This window comes from Bacillus tianshenii (genome assembly GCA_020524525.2).
Taxonomy (GTDB): Bacteria; Bacillota; Bacilli; order Bacillales; family Bacillaceae_N; genus Bacillus_AV.
This window is the reverse complement of sequence record CP129018.1, coordinates 1,784,811-1,798,484: the sequence shown is the minus strand read 5'-3', so window position 1 is coordinate 1,798,484 and position 13,674 is coordinate 1,784,811. Positions and strand designations below refer to the sequence as shown.

Here is a 13,674-nt window from a genome sequence, read left to right as displayed (position 1 = left end):
TTGGCTGAAAATAGAACGAATGCCGAGCGATTCTTAAGTGCATACAATACAATCACAAAAGAATTAGAATTAATTGTCGGTATGAATAAATATTTACCTTTTTTTCGATTGGTCGACATGGCTAAGAAAAAGAATGGCATTGTGATGCACTTTAAGGATGATTTGAAGGAATATTCCTATTTGCGAAATGCAATTGTGCATGACAGAGATTTTCCAGAGCGGGTTATTGCTGACCCGCATATTTCTGTCGTTGAGAAGCTTGAATATATTGCTTCTCAGCTGACAGAGCCACAAACGTTAATTCCGATTTTTGAAAGAGATGTCGTTACCTTTGACATCTCTCAAACTGTGCAGGAATTAATGGACGGTATTAAGATTTTTGGCTTTTCCCAATTTCCTGTGATGCAAAATGGAATATGTACAGGGTTAATTACAGACCGAGGTATTACTCGCTGGTTTGTCAATGATCTTGAAAAATGCCGTCAATTAAACGAAATTACACTAAAAGATGTGTTAAACTTCGAAAAAAATATTAAAAACTATACATTTATGGCAAAGTCGAAAAATGTATATGACATCCGTGAACTTTTTTATCATCATTTGGAACGACATGGTGTTCGTCTTGAAGCTGTATTGATTACCGATAACGGTAGGCCGGATGAACGGCTGCTTGGTATTATCACCCCATTTGATATGGTTCGTTTACGTTTTTAAAAGAAGAAAGGCCCTACTCCAATTGAGCGGGGCCTTTTGTTCACTTTACAATATTGGCATTTTCGCGTTGCATTAATACATAGAGTGCAGACATGTCTTCCTCACTAAGGCCATCATCCATCGCTGCTTTTAAACGTGAAGTAAGCTGTTTGCCGATTGGTAAGTCCATCTCAGCTCTGTCGGCCATTTGCTCGGCAAGCTTCATATCTTTATGTAGGAGCTTAATTGCAAAACCGGCTGTAAAGTCATCCTTTGCAATAAAGTTATTATAATGGCGTTCATAGATACGGCTTTGGGCATAGCTGGCATTTAAAATATTAAATAAGAGATCGGTATCGACGTTCATCTTCTTACCGAGAGCAACTGCTTCACTAACTGCTTGCGTGTGAAAGCTGACCATTAGATTGTTCAGAAGCTTTACAACGGAACCGCTGCCAACATCCCCTATATGATAAATATTCTCTCCCATTACTTCAAATAACGGCAGTACTTGTTCATATACTTCCTTCTTACCGCCTGTCATAATTGTCAATGTCCCATCTTCAGCACCGAAATTACCACCGCTTATCGGTGCATCTAAGTAGGCTGCACCCTTTTTTTCGACAGCTTGCGCCACTGTCCGATTTAATTCTGGTGCAACCGTGCTATGATCAACGATAATAAGACCTTCTCGTGCATGAGCAATTAGGCCTTCATCGTCAAAATAGACATTTTCGACATCTTCTGGTAGTGGTAAGCACGTAAGAATAACATCAAGCTCTTGGGCCATTTCCGCAAGTGAAAGGCCTGTTTTACCGCCTGCTTGTTCGAATAATTCTTCTTTTCCTCTGCTTCGATTCTTGCCGTATACTTCATAGCCGGCATTAACTAAGTTCTTTGCCATTGGAAGTCCCATATTACCTAATCCGATAAAACCGACTTTCATGATATCGCTCCTCTATTTCGCAGATTTTGGTATATAAACAATTCGAGATTAATCTGTTAAATCCTTTTTTAAAATCAAATTTTGTAGATGTCCTACAAATTGTTAATATTTGTAGAAAAAAGGTATTGCATAATGCTAATTGGCAGTGATACTGTAAAATTGTCAAAGTAGAACACAACAAGGGGGAAACACCAAATGACCCAGAAAAAAACATTAGTAAAAAAAGCTGGCATCTTTCTTACAACAGCTGCACTTTCATTTACGTTATTTACAACTCCTACAAATGCTGCCACAAAGACATATACCGTCCAACGAGGCGATACGTTATGGAAAATTAGTAAACAGTTTTCGGTGTCTGTTTCAACATTACGGACGTTGAATGGTATTCACTCAGATATGCTTTATGTTGGGGACAAGTTAATCTATGCCGACGATACCCGGTATATTGTGAAAAAAGGCGATACATTATGGACGATTGCAGCTGCTACAGGCACAACTGCAACAAAGTTAAAGCAAGCGAATCGCTTAAGCAGCCAGGCTCTCTTTGTTGGTCAAGTATTGAACCTGCCTCAAAAGCAATCTAGCGGACAAACTTTTGATAAAGAAGTGAAACCGACTACAGGCCGTACATATATTGTGCAAAAAGGGGACACGCTCTGGAAAATATCGCAACAGTTTAACACAACCGTTTCAGAAATTAAGCAAACCAATCATCTTACTTCTGATGCGTTATATGTTGGTCATACTTTAGTGATTCCAAGCAGCAGCGTATCAACACCTACTCAATTACCGAAACCAGCACCTCAAATTGAAGAGCCAGAACCAAACCCAGCTCCACCTGTACCGACAAAACCTAAAAAAGAACCAACACCTAAGCCAAAAGAGGAAACGAAACGTGAACCTAAGCAAAAAAATATCGAGAAATCAGTCACGTACGACTCCTATAATATTAAACGAGGCGATACAATTTGGAACCTCAGCATTGAATTTGGTATTCCGATGAGTGAATTGTTAAAAGTGAACGGTTTTTCTCAAAGTACCTCTCTATCAGTAGGTCAGGAAATTCAAATACCAGTCCACAATGTACCAGTTAAACAAACAGCAGGAGCAGATTATGGAGAAGAACTAGATTGGTGGACTGAAGCACAATATGTATTTCCAATTGGAAAAGTTGCTAAAATAACGGATTTTGAAACTGGCACAACCTTTATGATTAAACGGACGATCGGGGCGAACCACGCTGACTCAGAGCCGCTTACAAGCAAAGATGCTGAAATTATAAAGGAAGTTTGGGGCGGAGAATATAGCTGGAATACACGTGCTGTAATCGTAGAAGTTGATGGTCGAAGGGTTGCTGCTTCGATGGCATCAATGCCGCATGACATTGAGTTCATTAAAGACAATGACTATAACGGGCATTTTGATTTGCATTTTAAAAATAGTACGCGGCATAAAGACGGAAAGCTAGATTTGTATCATCAAGAACAAATTGCTGTTTCGGCAGGCCGTAATTAAGTACAAAAGGTGTGCAAATTAATTATGATTGCACACCTTTTCCATGCTGGAAGGACTTCTCGTGCTATAATAACATGTAGAAGAAAAATGGAGGTGCTTGAGCATGAGCGTACATAAGTCAATTACAAAGCATGCCGAATCACAGCATGAAAAAGTGAAAATGTTTCATTCTCTTGAAGAAGAGCGAGAAAGAGCGATTGATGAAGCTGTTCTTCTTTGTAAAAAAGGGGAGCCATACTCGGTTGATACAATTAATGATATCACAAAGCAAATTAATGAATTGGCCAAAACAGGGCCTACGCCTCTTCGGAAGCTCGTTACAACAGAAATGTTAGAGGAATATGTTTCCAACCTAAAAGAACGTGAAGAAAATGGACAAGATTAATAGTGTATGACCGAATAGATGAACAGGGGGCAGGGAAATGAGAAAAGCAATCGTCGATTGTGATTGGCTTAATCAGCATTTGCAAGATCCGAATGTTCGTGTGGTAGATACAAGGTTTGTGTTAGGAGAGCCGAAAGAAGGCCTGTTGAAATATATTGAAGCCCACATTCCTGGGGCATTGTTTTTTGACCTCGAGAAAGACCTGTCTGGACCAGCAGAAAAGCATGGCGGAAGACATCCGTTGCCTGAAATCAACTTGTTCGCTGAGAAACTTTCAGCAGCAGGAATTGATGAAACGATTACAGTCGTTGCTTATGATGAAGATGGCGGCATGTTTTCAGCACGCTTTTGGTGGATGCTTCAATATTTAGGTCATGAAAAGGTATTTATTCTTGACGGTGGTTTTAATGAATGGAACCGTAAAGGCTATCCAACAAATACAGATTTCCCTGTCGTTGAGAAGAAGACCTTTACGCCGAACATTCAATCTGATTTGGTTGTAGACATAGAAGAAGTAAAAAAACGACCTGCTTCAACTGTTTTAATTGACGCTCGAAGTCCTGAACGCTACGCAGGCTTAGAAGAGCCAATTGATAAAAAAGCAGGTCATATTCCTGGCGCAGTGAATGCGTTTTGGAAACAGAATTACAATGAAAAGGGTACATGGAAGACAAAAGACGAACTATCTAACTTCTATCGTGGTTTTGGTGAAGGGGAAGAACAGATCGTTTATTGTGGATCAGGTGTATCCGCTTGTCCGAATATTATTGGGTTAGCAGAAGCGGGTTTTGAAAATGTTAAATTATACCTTGGTAGCTGGAGTGATTGGTCTTCATATGAAGATAATCCGGTAGAAACTGGTAAATAATCTACTTTTACAATGTTACAAAGGGATTACAATTTTAAATTATTCCAAGTAAGTTAAATACAGTCGTCCGTTCACACGGGCGGCTTTTTTTATTGGCTGAAAAAATTACATAAATATTACAACAGACACATGTTTAAGGAGATTTATCGAAAGGTAATGGTGAAAATAGGAACAGGAATTGTTCGTTTCCAGTGCTGGTTTTTATGGGTTGAATGTTTACTGGAAAACTTTACGTGTTGAAGGTTGTTTTTGTCAGCGTTATAGTTAATTACGCAAGTTCATTAACAGCTATACATATTACAGGAATCATTGGAAAACATTTCACCTTGAACCATTGAATGTTTAGCGTTTTAATAAAAGATGTAAGTTGTTACATTCACAGGATATGAAAACAACATATTCCTTGGATAATAATTGAGGTGGATTTAGAAATTGGAAAACTTTGATTCTTGAAACATATGAACATAGCATGTTTTACTAGTTAAGCAAGAAATTGTGAACATCATCTACCTGCACAAACAAAGAGAGCAGGAGATGTGTTAAATAAAATATTTTACCCTTTTTAGGAGGAATTCTTCTATGTCTTACCAACCAAAATCATTACGTAAATTTATGGCAGCATCAATCAGCACTGCAGTTGTAGCGTCTGCGGTAGCTCCTGTTGTTGCAAATGCTGAATCAAACTTCACAGATGTACAATCAAACGATTGGTTCTATGATGCAGTAAACTATCTTACTAGCAAAGATGTACTAGATGGATTTGAAGATGGCAGCTTCCGTCCAAGTGAAGATGTTACACGTGCCCAAGCTGCAAAAATTCTTGCAGTGACATTAGAGCTTGATGTTGAAAATACAAACGAAGTGAGCTTCCCAGATGTTGATGAAGATGCATGGTATGCAAATTATGTGTCAGCACTTGTTGAAGAAGGTGTAATCAACGGTTTTGAAGATGGTACATTCCGTCCAGACGAAACACTTACACGTGCTCAAATGGCTAAAATGATTACAGAAGCATATGACATTAAAGCAGCTGAAGATGCAGAAATCCCATTTGAAGACCTTGAAGGTGCAACATGGGCGAAAGAATATATTGCAGCTCTTTACGATGCTGGTATTGTTGATGGCGTGAAAGAAGACGAATTTGCACCACTTGCAAACGTAACACGTGCTCAAGTAGCAGCATTTGTTTATAAAACAGAAATTGCTGGTGACGACGAACAGCCAGAAGAACCTGAAGAACCAAGCGCAACTGTTGTAGAAGATGCAAAAGCAACAAGCCTTGTGCAGGTTGAAGTAACATTTAACAATGAAAATTACGATGAAGATGAAGCAAAAGACCCAGCAAACTATGAAATTGAAGATACTGATGGTGACGAACTAGACATCAAAGACGTTGATGTAGATGGCAAAACAGCAACACTTACATTAGAAGAAGCTGCAGCTAACCAAACTGATGCAACTATTACAGTTGACAGTGCTGTAACTGGTGAAGAAGCTGAATTCGACCTAAACTTCTTCGACAACAGCATCCCTGAAATTGAAGATGTAAAAGTTGTCGGAAAAGACACGGTTAAATTAATGTTTAATGAGCCAATGAACTTCGAAGCTGATGATAACAATGTTGCAAATAGCAAATATGAAGATGAATTCGAAATCAAAGTTGGCAACAAATCTTATACAGTAGACAAAATTGATGTACTTAAGAACGGAAAAGAAGCAAATGTAAAAGTATTCGGTTCTTTCGATGAAGGCGAACTAAGCCTTTCAGTAGAAAACGGCCTGGAAGACTTTGCTGGCTTTAACCTTGTTCCCGTAACAAAAACAGTTGATGTGATGACAGATGAAGAGGCTCCAGAAGTTGTCGACTACAAAGACGCAGAGCCAAACAAAGTAACACTTGTATTCAATGAAGACATCCAACTTGAAGATGATGCAGTAGAAAACTTCTATCATACAAACACAGGTAACAAAGTAAAAGAAGGCGGCGTTACGGTTGACGGTAACGAGCTAACACTTGAATTTGCAGATGAAAATGAAATGCCTGAAGGTACAGCATATGTATATGTAAAAGAAGGTGCTGTTTCTGACCTTTGGGATAACGAAAATGCTGATGATATTCGTACAGCAGTTGAAGTAAAAGGCGATGAAGAAGCTCCAGAAATTGATGAAATCGAAGCAACAAAAGACCAAGCAACACTTACATTTACAGAAGAAGTAGATGAAGATACAGCTGAAGACAAGGATAACTATACAATCCTTGATGCTGATGGCGATGAAGTAGAAGGTGCAATTCGCCGCATCGTTCAAGATGGTGACACAGTTGTTGTTCATTTCGATGATGAGCTTGACAATGGCGACTATTCAATCGTTGTTGAGGGTGTAGAAGACACAGAAGGCAATGAAATGAGCAGTGTTACAAAAGACTTCACAGTTGAAGATGAAGATACACCAACAATTGATGAAGTACTTCTTGAAAAAGAAGACGATAAAGAATTCAAAGTCATTGTTCGTTACAGCGAAAAAATGGACCTAGATGGTAAGTATTCTGTTCTTGACCTAGGTATCTATGACCTTATCGAAACAAATGAAGAAGGTACAGAAGTAGCTCGTCAAAACCTTCAAGACCTAGCTGATGAGAGTGATGTAGACGTAGAAATTGACGCAGTAGAAAATGGTGAAGCAGTTGAAATCACTGTTGATGGTGCAGATATCTCAAACTACAATGAACTAACAATCGCTCGTGCAGCAGATGCAGCTGGTAACTATACTGCAATCGGCGCTTCAAAAGAAATTGAAGGAACAGACACGAAGAAAATTGGCTTTGAAGAAGTTACAGCTACTGCAAAAGATGAACTAGAAGTGACTTTCGATGGTTCACTTGAAGATATCGAGCTTAAAGACTTTGCTGTATTTGCAGATGCTAATGGAGATGGCTTGGTTGATGACGGCGAATCAATTGCTGTTTCAAGCGTTGAAAGAGTTGATGGAGATGAAGTGAAGTTTACTCTTGCTGAAGACTTATCAGCAGATGTAATGTCTCCAGAAGATATCCAATACAAACTAGTTGCAGTTGGTGAGGAGTCAACAAACCGTTATGGCTCTACACTTGACAAAGATGCTCAAGAGGTAATTGTTGATGAAATCGCACCATCTGTTATGGAAGATGAAGATGATGTAAAACAGGTTACTGCTAACGGAAAGACAGTAACAATCGTATTTGATGAAGCAGTACAATGGGTAAACAACGGTACATTTGTTGTGAATGATGGTGACAACAAAGTAACAGCTGTTGAAGGTAATGGAACGAATACAATTACACTTACAACAGAAGAGGAAGTATTTGAAGGTGACACAGTGGACCAAGAAGCTGTTGTAGCAGATATGGAAGGTAACAAAACAACAGGTCTTAAGCTTGAAGTTGAATCAGTAACTTCAACAAAATAAGCTGACCTTATAAAGGAAGCTCTGTCTATTGCAGGCAGAGCTTTTTTTGTATAATTTAAATGCAAAATTCTTGACGGTAACCCAAGTTATTCTTACACTAACAGTACAAATCAAAAATGGGAATAAACGGTCATAATAAGAAACTGAGACCGAATATTATAAATGGTAAATAATTAAAGGGACTATTAGAGGAGGATGAAGGTCATGAAACGTTGGGTAGCACTTTTCCTTGCGGCTTCATTAATTGCAGGCTGTTCACAAACAGAAGAGTCAGAGAAGGAAGTTGAAAACAAACAAGTGGAAGAACAGACTGACGCAGAGAAAGATGCTCAGCCTAAAGACCAGGTGGAAAAAGAGGGACAGGCTAAAGAAGCTGATAAGAAAAATTCAGCAGAGCAGCCCAAATCTGACGATAAAAAAGGAACAAAGCAAGAGCCTGCAAAAGAACAGCCAAAAGAACAAAAGCCGGCAAATAATGAAGATACGGATCTAACAACAGCGATCAAGAAAGAAAAGGGTGTTGTTGATGGGAAGGTTTATACGAAAGAGAATACCGCTTATGGGACGCTTATCTTAGAAGCAGGAATTACTGACCAGCAAGCAAAACAACTTGCCCAAAGCTATGCTGAAAAGCTTAAAAAGAAATACGCTGATAAGACAGTAAATGTACAAGCCGTTCGAGGAAAAGATAACGTCGCAAATATTACGCTGTAAGTAAGTATATTTCCTTGTTTATAGAGTCAATTTAAGGTGGAAAGACTTTTAATACACAAGGAGGATATCGAAAAATGGGTAGACAAAAGAAAGGTAACCCAAATGCACAGCGCAATAATAATGCAAAGAAGATGGAAATGAAGAAAGATGGTGTTTCTGCTTCTTATGCAGAAATGGAACTTGAAAAAATGCAAAATAAGCAAAGCGAATAAACGTAAACCCACAGCTTAAATGATTTGATGGCTGTGGGTTTTTATTGCTTAGACGTTTTTCTACCTATATAAACTGTTTTTCTTTCGTCTTGTGGTGGCGAAAACATTTTGTGGTAGCTCTGCGAGAATCATACCAAGAAAGATAAGCAGACAGCCAACAAGTGCTTTTGATGTTAATCGTTCACCTGCCCAAATAAATGCAGTAATCGCAGCAAACACAGGCTCCATTGCAAAGATTAAGGCAACACGAGCGGGTGTTGTGTATTTTTGGAAATTTGTCTGTGCCAAAAATGCAAGCGCGGTTGCAAAGATAGAAGTAATGATGAGAGCGAACAGCACATCTGTATGGGCAATCACCTCAAGGTCAAAAGCCATTTGCCATGGTTCAACAAACAAGGCGCCAACTGCACTCCATATTGATACAACTGCAATTTGTACAGATGTTAATAGTAGTGTCGGGTAGGCTGACGTATACTTTCCTGTTACGATAATATGCATGGCAAAGGAAATGGCACAGAAGAAGACAAGTAAGTCACCTTGATTGACCGAAAAGGTATCCCCTAATGTTAATAAGTAAAGCCCAAATGTAGCAAGCAAAGCACCTGTGATAGCATTTGGTTTTGGCGTTTGTTTCAGAAAGAGATAAGCAAATAGTGGAACGAGCACAACACTTAACCCAGTAATAAATCCGGCCTTTGAAGAGCTTGTGTACAACAGACCGAATGTTTGCAACGCATAGGCTGCACAAAGCCATGTACCCATAATAAGACCTGCTGACACCAATTTTCTGTTCAGTTGTTTAAATTGCTTTCGTGCAAATAACCATGTCCAAAGGAAAAGAAAAAGGGCTGCAATTCCAAAGCGGACTGCGTTAAAGGTAAAGGGCTCAAGAATAGCCACTGCATTTTGTACAATGACAAATGTAGCACCCCAGACGACTGCAACAAGTAGTAAGCAAACATCGGCTAATATTGTTTTCTTCATTCGTTTTCTCTCATTTCTTCTTTACATTGTTGAACAGCTTGCTTTGCAAGTTCGTCTGCGGCACCATTTTGTTTACTTGGAATCCACTTTATGAAAAAGAGGTCAAACTGATCTGCAAGAAGTAAAGCTTTTTCAAGAAGTGGTACAAAACGATTATTCTTTGCCCATCGCTTTTCAACCGCTTGTTCAATTAATTTCGAGTCTGTTCGAACTGAAATAACCGAATCATTAAGCTCTAAGCAAATTTCAAGTGCTTTAATCAAAGCCCAATATTCGGCCTCATGATTTGACATTGTTCCAAGTGGTACTGAATGTCGTTGTTGAATAGCGCTGCTTTTTATGTAAATACCAGCTCCAGAAGGTCCTGGGTCTCCTGCGCTGGCACCATCAATATAGACTTCAAGCAACACGTACACCCCATTTACATTATTGTCAGATAATTTGTATTGTATCATAAGGGATGAAGGCATTAGAAGTTTTTAGCATAACTTCAATCCCATTGTTTCGGCTGCAACTGTTTAGCAATATATAAAAATGGTGTATCTAAAACGGCCACAAGCCATTTAATTACATAAGTAGACAAGACAACCATCACCCATTCATTGGTCGGAAACACACCTAGGAATGCAATTGTGCAAAAGATAAGCGTATCAAGCAGCTGACTTATCATTGTACTGCCGTTATTGCGGACCCAAAGGTAACGATTAGAAGAAAACTTATTTTTTAATAAGCTGTATAAACGTACATCTACATATTGACTAATTAAATATGCAGCAAGGCTTCCCACTGCAACACGAATTTGAATACCAAAAATCGTCTTAAGAGCCTCTTGAGAAACATCAAATTCATGGGGAACGAAGCGGATTGCAATCTGCATAAGGACCGTCATGACAAGCAGAGAAAAGAAACCAATCGCTACGCCTTTTTGGGCTGTTCTTCGTCCGTATTTTTCATTTAAAATATCAGTTGCTAAAAAGCCAGTTCCATACATGATGTTACCAAGAGTGGCAATAATACCAAATAACTCAACCGTTTTAACGACTTGTACATTTGCCAAAATGGTAGATAGGGCAATCCAGCCAAACAGTCCACTCTTGCCGAAAAGCTGATAGGCCGCTAAAATAAAACAAAAGTTTACAATGGCAAATCCAAGCCATAACCATTCATTAAACATGAAAAGACCTCCAAGAAAATAGTTTTGATAACGCGGGAGATTTCGAACCGCCTGCTATGAAATTTTCCACAAGTTTATTATTATAGTGTTAATGTTTGAAAAATGCAATAGAATAGGCACGTATTAGAGGTGCAAACCAAACATATGAATAGTATAAATAAGGGAAGGGTTTAAAGCGATGAAAATAAAAATTGAATGGCTATATAAAGCGCCGAAGGGTCCTCAAACCGTATTTCAAAGTGAAGAAATGAAGGCGCAATCAGCGCTTAAATTGGCAAAGGACATTGAGCGGACAGGACGCGTGAAATCACTTAAGTTAATTGATGAGAAAAACGAGCAGTGGACTGTAAAGAACCTAGAACGTTTCTTAAAAGAGCTTGATAAAGAACCGCATGATTTGGTAGTGTATTTTGATGGTAGTTATGAGAAGGAAACGACTGAAGCGGGTGTCGGAATTGTTGTTTACTACACGCAAGGCAGTAAACGACACCGTATTCGAAAAAACAGCCGTTTTGACGAATTATCATCAAATAATGAAGCAGAATATGCAGCACTTTGGCTGGCGGTTTTGGAACTTGAAGCACTAAACGTGCATCATTTGTCTGTTGTAATTCGAGGAGATTCTCAAGTTGTTTTACAGCAGCTTGCAGGAGAATGGCCAGTTTATGATGAAGAACATAATCGGTGGATTGACCGAATTGAGGAAAAGCTTGCGTCGATGAAGCTCTCTGCTGTGTATGAACTGCTAGAGCGAAAAGATAACAAAGAAGCGGACCAACTGGCAAGTCAAGCACTTCGAAATATTGATATTGAAAGCGAACAAGAGATCGAATAAATGGTAGATGAAATTGGAAGGAGCGAGTAAGAAAGAATGAAGCGTAAGGAAATCATCGAAGAAGTAACAGAATTAATTGACACATACTGTACAGATTGTCTGCTAAGGGCTCATCACAGTAAAGAATATGGCCGAAAACAGGCTTTAAGGTTTTGTATTAAACAATGCACAGTTGGTGAAAAAATACAACAATATGGAAAGAAGTTAACGTAAAAAGCATGTGACAATTACCCGTCACATGCTTTTTACTTAATGCTGAGCTTCATTTAATTGTTCTTGACAGCGGTTAAGGAAAACTTGTTGTTGAGAAACAAACCCTTTATATTGTTCTGCAGTTAATGAGTGAAGCTGTTGTTGAGCCTGCATAATTGCTTCAGTGGCGGCTTGAAGGGCGCGGGGTTCCATGCTCATTGTGGCAGAACCGACCATTTTCTGTGCCGCTTTCACAGCCATCTCTGCTTGTTCTTGTTGGTTGAAGCCACTTTGAATACCATCATCTCGTTTTGTCATCTGTTTTGCACCTCCAGGCTTAATTTGCCTAGAGAAAATCATTCCTATACATCCTTAACATTGAAAAAGGGACTGCCAATTGACAGCCCCTTGTGTAGGTTAAATTTCAATTTATAGTTTTGTTACGTTAGCCGCTTGTGGTCCACGGTTACCTTCTACGATTTCGAAAGAAACTTCTTGACCTTCTTCAAGAGTTTTGAAGCCTTCTTGTTCGATTGCAGAGTAGTGTACGAATACATCGTCTCCGCCTTCAACTTCGATGAAGCCATAGCCTTTTTCAGCGTTGAACCATTTTACTTTACCGTTTTGCATGTTTCTTTTTCCTCCTAAAAAACAGCACATATGTTGTGCGTCTTACAAAATATTAACAAATGACAAGCCTGAACGTGAAAAAGCCGCATCTCCGAAAGAAGTGCGGACTTGAATTGTTAACTCAGCATATGAACATGCGGGTTAATCTACATCCAACACATCACGTCGGCTGTTATCTGTTGCTTCTAATATACATGATGAAAAAATGAGAGTCAAGGGAATCGAAGTAGCTGTTTTCTAAATGTTTTGAGCTTTTTAAATAAGGTGGAAAATAAAGATTTTGTAGGAGAATGAAAGAAGTTTTAAGGAATTTTTGCAAAGCTTTCACACATAGTGTATGATGATTTTGTTATCCTCTTATTTTTAATAATTTATATTTTACCCAGTTCGACAAAAAATTTGTTATGATAGAATAAAATAAACCATGAAGATGTAAGATTGAACGGTATTGGGGGTTTAAATTCAATGTTTGAAAGTCTTCCGCAAGGAGTTAAAATTAGTATTACAAGATCGATTACGACAAGCTTTGAACAATATATGAACCAGATTGATTGGGATGAAAATAAATATTCAACAGATTCCTTCATTCAGCATTGGCGAACGTATTCTGAGAAGCATGCTGCATGGTTCGAAAAAATTGACCAAGAAATGCGCTCAAATCCTGCATTTCATGAAGAGCTTTCAAATAAAATTAATGAAACGATTGAAAAAGTTCTATCAACACCGCCTACAAAAGAGCAAATGGAAGAAATCGATGAACTGATAAACGAACTGGACATTGATGACATCGATTATTGCTGTAAAGCAGAAGCGAAGTATGTCATTCAAGAGCTTTCAAATGAAGTCGAAAAAAAAAAGATAACAAATCCAGCGCCAACTGATCGACAGCTGCGTTACGCTTCGATTTTGTTTTACCAGGCGTATGATCAAGAATTACCAGATGATGATTATTCATTTGAACGTATTCAAGAAATCATTGATCAAGCACAGCGTGATTTACAAAACCAGAAGCAAACAAAAATAAATAATGAGGGTGACTACCCGTTGCAATAAACCAACACGTCATTGTGTTGGTTTATTTT

At 38.6% G+C, this 13,674-nt stretch carries 16 protein-coding genes; 10 read left to right on the top strand and 6 right to left on the bottom strand.

The genetic code is table 11. The features are described from left to right. Positions 1–714 carry a CBS domain-containing protein gene (locus LC040_09095; GenBank protein WLR53022.1) on the top strand — a complete coding sequence of 238 codons (714 nt, stop codon included), beginning with the start codon at positions 1–3 and terminating at the stop codon, positions 712–714. A gap of 40 nt (positions 715–754) precedes the next feature. Here the strand turns inward: LC040_09095 and LC040_09090 are convergent, their stop codons facing one another. Continuing rightward, positions 755–1,639, bottom strand: coding sequence for an NAD(P)-dependent oxidoreductase (locus tag LC040_09090; GenBank protein ID WLR53021.1), 885 nt, complete (start codon positions 1,637–1,639; stop codon positions 755–757). A 195-nt stretch (positions 1,640–1,834) separates the two neighbouring features. Here LC040_09090 and LC040_09085 point away from each other — a divergent pair, with 195 nt between their 5' ends. The 6 genes from LC040_09085 to LC040_09060 all read left to right on the top strand — a co-directional run bounded on the left by LC040_09085 (position 1,835) and on the right by LC040_09060 (position 8,777). Further along, positions 1,835–3,154 (top strand): LysM peptidoglycan-binding domain-containing protein, encoded by a 1,320-nt coding sequence (locus LC040_09085; GenBank protein WLR53020.1) that lies wholly within the window; start codon positions 1,835–1,837, stop codon positions 3,152–3,154. A 103-nt stretch (positions 3,155–3,257) separates the two neighbouring features. After that, positions 3,258–3,539, top strand: coding sequence for a DUF2533 family protein (locus tag LC040_09080; protein WLR53019.1), 282 nt, complete (start codon positions 3,258–3,260; stop codon positions 3,537–3,539). Positions 3,540–3,576: 37 nt separating this feature from the next. After that, the gene (locus LC040_09075) at positions 3,577–4,407 is read left to right on the top strand and encodes a sulfurtransferase (GenBank protein WLR53018.1); all 831 of its coding nucleotides are present in this window, start codon (positions 3,577–3,579) and stop codon (positions 4,405–4,407) included. 579 nt (positions 4,408–4,986) lie between these two features. Further along, a complete protein-coding gene (locus tag LC040_09070; GenBank protein ID WLR53017.1) occupies positions 4,987–7,851 on the top strand; it encodes an S-layer homology domain-containing protein in 2,865 nt (954 codons plus the stop codon). A 204-nt stretch (positions 7,852–8,055) separates the two neighbouring features. Further along, on the top strand, positions 8,056–8,565 hold the full coding sequence (locus LC040_09065) for a hypothetical protein (GenBank protein ID WLR53016.1): 510 nt from the start codon (positions 8,056–8,058) through the stop codon (positions 8,563–8,565). Between the two features lie 74 nt (positions 8,566–8,639). Continuing rightward, on the top strand, positions 8,640–8,777 hold the full coding sequence (locus tag LC040_09060; protein ID WLR53015.1) for a hypothetical protein: 138 nt from the start codon (positions 8,640–8,642) through the stop codon (positions 8,775–8,777). 60 nt (positions 8,778–8,837) lie between these two features. On the opposite strand, the gene LC040_09055 is transcribed toward LC040_09060, so the two are convergent. From LC040_09055 to LC040_09045, 3 genes are all read right to left on the bottom strand, one after another. Further along, positions 8,838–9,761 carry a DMT family transporter gene (locus LC040_09055; GenBank protein ID WLR53014.1) on the bottom strand — a complete coding sequence of 308 codons (924 nt, stop codon included), beginning with the start codon at positions 9,759–9,761 and terminating at the stop codon, positions 8,838–8,840. Beyond that, a complete protein-coding gene (locus LC040_09050; GenBank protein WLR53013.1) occupies positions 9,758–10,168 on the bottom strand; it encodes a reverse transcriptase-like protein in 411 nt (136 codons plus the stop codon). Before LC040_09050 ends, LC040_09055 begins: the two co-directional genes overlap by 4 nt. A gap of 83 nt (positions 10,169–10,251) precedes the next feature. Beyond that, the gene (locus LC040_09045) at positions 10,252–10,935 is read right to left on the bottom strand and encodes a queuosine precursor transporter (protein ID WLR53012.1); all 684 of its coding nucleotides are present in this window, start codon (positions 10,933–10,935) and stop codon (positions 10,252–10,254) included. Between the two features lie 178 nt (positions 10,936–11,113). Between LC040_09045 and LC040_09040 the strand changes: the two genes are divergently transcribed. Together LC040_09040 and LC040_09035 are read left to right on the top strand one after the other, a co-directional pair. Continuing rightward, positions 11,114–11,770 (top strand): ribonuclease H family protein, encoded by a 657-nt coding sequence (locus LC040_09040; GenBank protein WLR53011.1) that lies wholly within the window; start codon positions 11,114–11,116, stop codon positions 11,768–11,770. A 36-nt stretch (positions 11,771–11,806) separates the two neighbouring features. Then, entirely contained in the window at positions 11,807–11,983 is a 177-nt protein-coding gene (locus tag LC040_09035; protein WLR53010.1) for a zinc-finger domain-containing protein, read from the top strand. Between the two features lie 36 nt (positions 11,984–12,019). Here LC040_09035 and LC040_09030 read toward each other — a convergent pair whose 3' ends face one another. Both LC040_09030 and cspD read right to left on the bottom strand, forming a co-directional pair. Further along, entirely contained in the window at positions 12,020–12,280 is a 261-nt protein-coding gene (locus tag LC040_09030; GenBank protein ID WLR53009.1) for a DUF2564 family protein, read from the bottom strand. A gap of 111 nt (positions 12,281–12,391) precedes the next feature. After that, entirely contained in the window at positions 12,392–12,592 is a 201-nt protein-coding gene (gene cspD, locus LC040_09025; protein ID WLR53008.1) for a cold-shock protein CspD, read from the bottom strand. A 465-nt stretch (positions 12,593–13,057) separates the two neighbouring features. Here cspD and LC040_09020 point away from each other — a divergent pair, with 465 nt between their 5' ends. Then, positions 13,058–13,645 carry a hypothetical protein gene (locus LC040_09020; protein WLR53007.1) on the top strand — a complete coding sequence of 196 codons (588 nt, stop codon included), beginning with the start codon at positions 13,058–13,060 and terminating at the stop codon, positions 13,643–13,645. Positions 13,646–13,674: the final 29 nt, after the last annotated feature.

Excerpts from the sequence above, each read along its gene's own strand:
- LC040_09075 (WLR53018.1), top strand. The coding sequence starts at position 3,577 with ATGAGAAAAGCAATCGTCGATTGTGATTGGCTTAATCAGCATTTGCAA.
- cspD (WLR53008.1), bottom strand. The coding sequence starts at position 12,592 with ATGCAAAACGGTAAAGTAAAATGGTTCAACGCTGAAAAAGGCTATGGC.
- LC040_09085 (WLR53020.1), top strand. The coding sequence starts at position 1,835 with ATGACCCAGAAAAAAACATTAGTAAAAAAAGCTGGCATCTTTCTTACA.
- LC040_09030 (WLR53009.1), bottom strand. The coding sequence starts at position 12,280 with ATGACAAAACGAGATGATGGTATTCAAAGTGGCTTCAACCAACAAGAA.
- LC040_09020 (WLR53007.1), top strand. The coding sequence starts at position 13,058 with ATGTTTGAAAGTCTTCCGCAAGGAGTTAAAATTAGTATTACAAGATCG.
- LC040_09055 (WLR53014.1), bottom strand. The coding sequence starts at position 9,761 with ATGAAGAAAACAATATTAGCCGATGTTTGCTTACTACTTGTTGCAGTC.
- LC040_09080 (WLR53019.1), top strand. The coding sequence starts at position 3,258 with ATGAGCGTACATAAGTCAATTACAAAGCATGCCGAATCACAGCATGAA.
- LC040_09065 (WLR53016.1), top strand. The coding sequence starts at position 8,056 with ATGAAACGTTGGGTAGCACTTTTCCTTGCGGCTTCATTAATTGCAGGC.
- LC040_09035 (WLR53010.1), top strand. The coding sequence starts at position 11,807 with ATGAAGCGTAAGGAAATCATCGAAGAAGTAACAGAATTAATTGACACA.
- LC040_09090 (WLR53021.1), bottom strand. The coding sequence starts at position 1,639 with ATGAAAGTCGGTTTTATCGGATTAGGTAATATGGGACTTCCAATGGCA.
- LC040_09060 (WLR53015.1), top strand. The coding sequence starts at position 8,640 with ATGGGTAGACAAAAGAAAGGTAACCCAAATGCACAGCGCAATAATAAT.
- LC040_09045 (WLR53012.1), bottom strand. The coding sequence starts at position 10,935 with ATGTTTAATGAATGGTTATGGCTTGGATTTGCCATTGTAAACTTTTGT.
- LC040_09040 (WLR53011.1), top strand. The coding sequence starts at position 11,114 with ATGAAAATAAAAATTGAATGGCTATATAAAGCGCCGAAGGGTCCTCAA.
- LC040_09070 (WLR53017.1), top strand. The coding sequence starts at position 4,987 with ATGTCTTACCAACCAAAATCATTACGTAAATTTATGGCAGCATCAATC.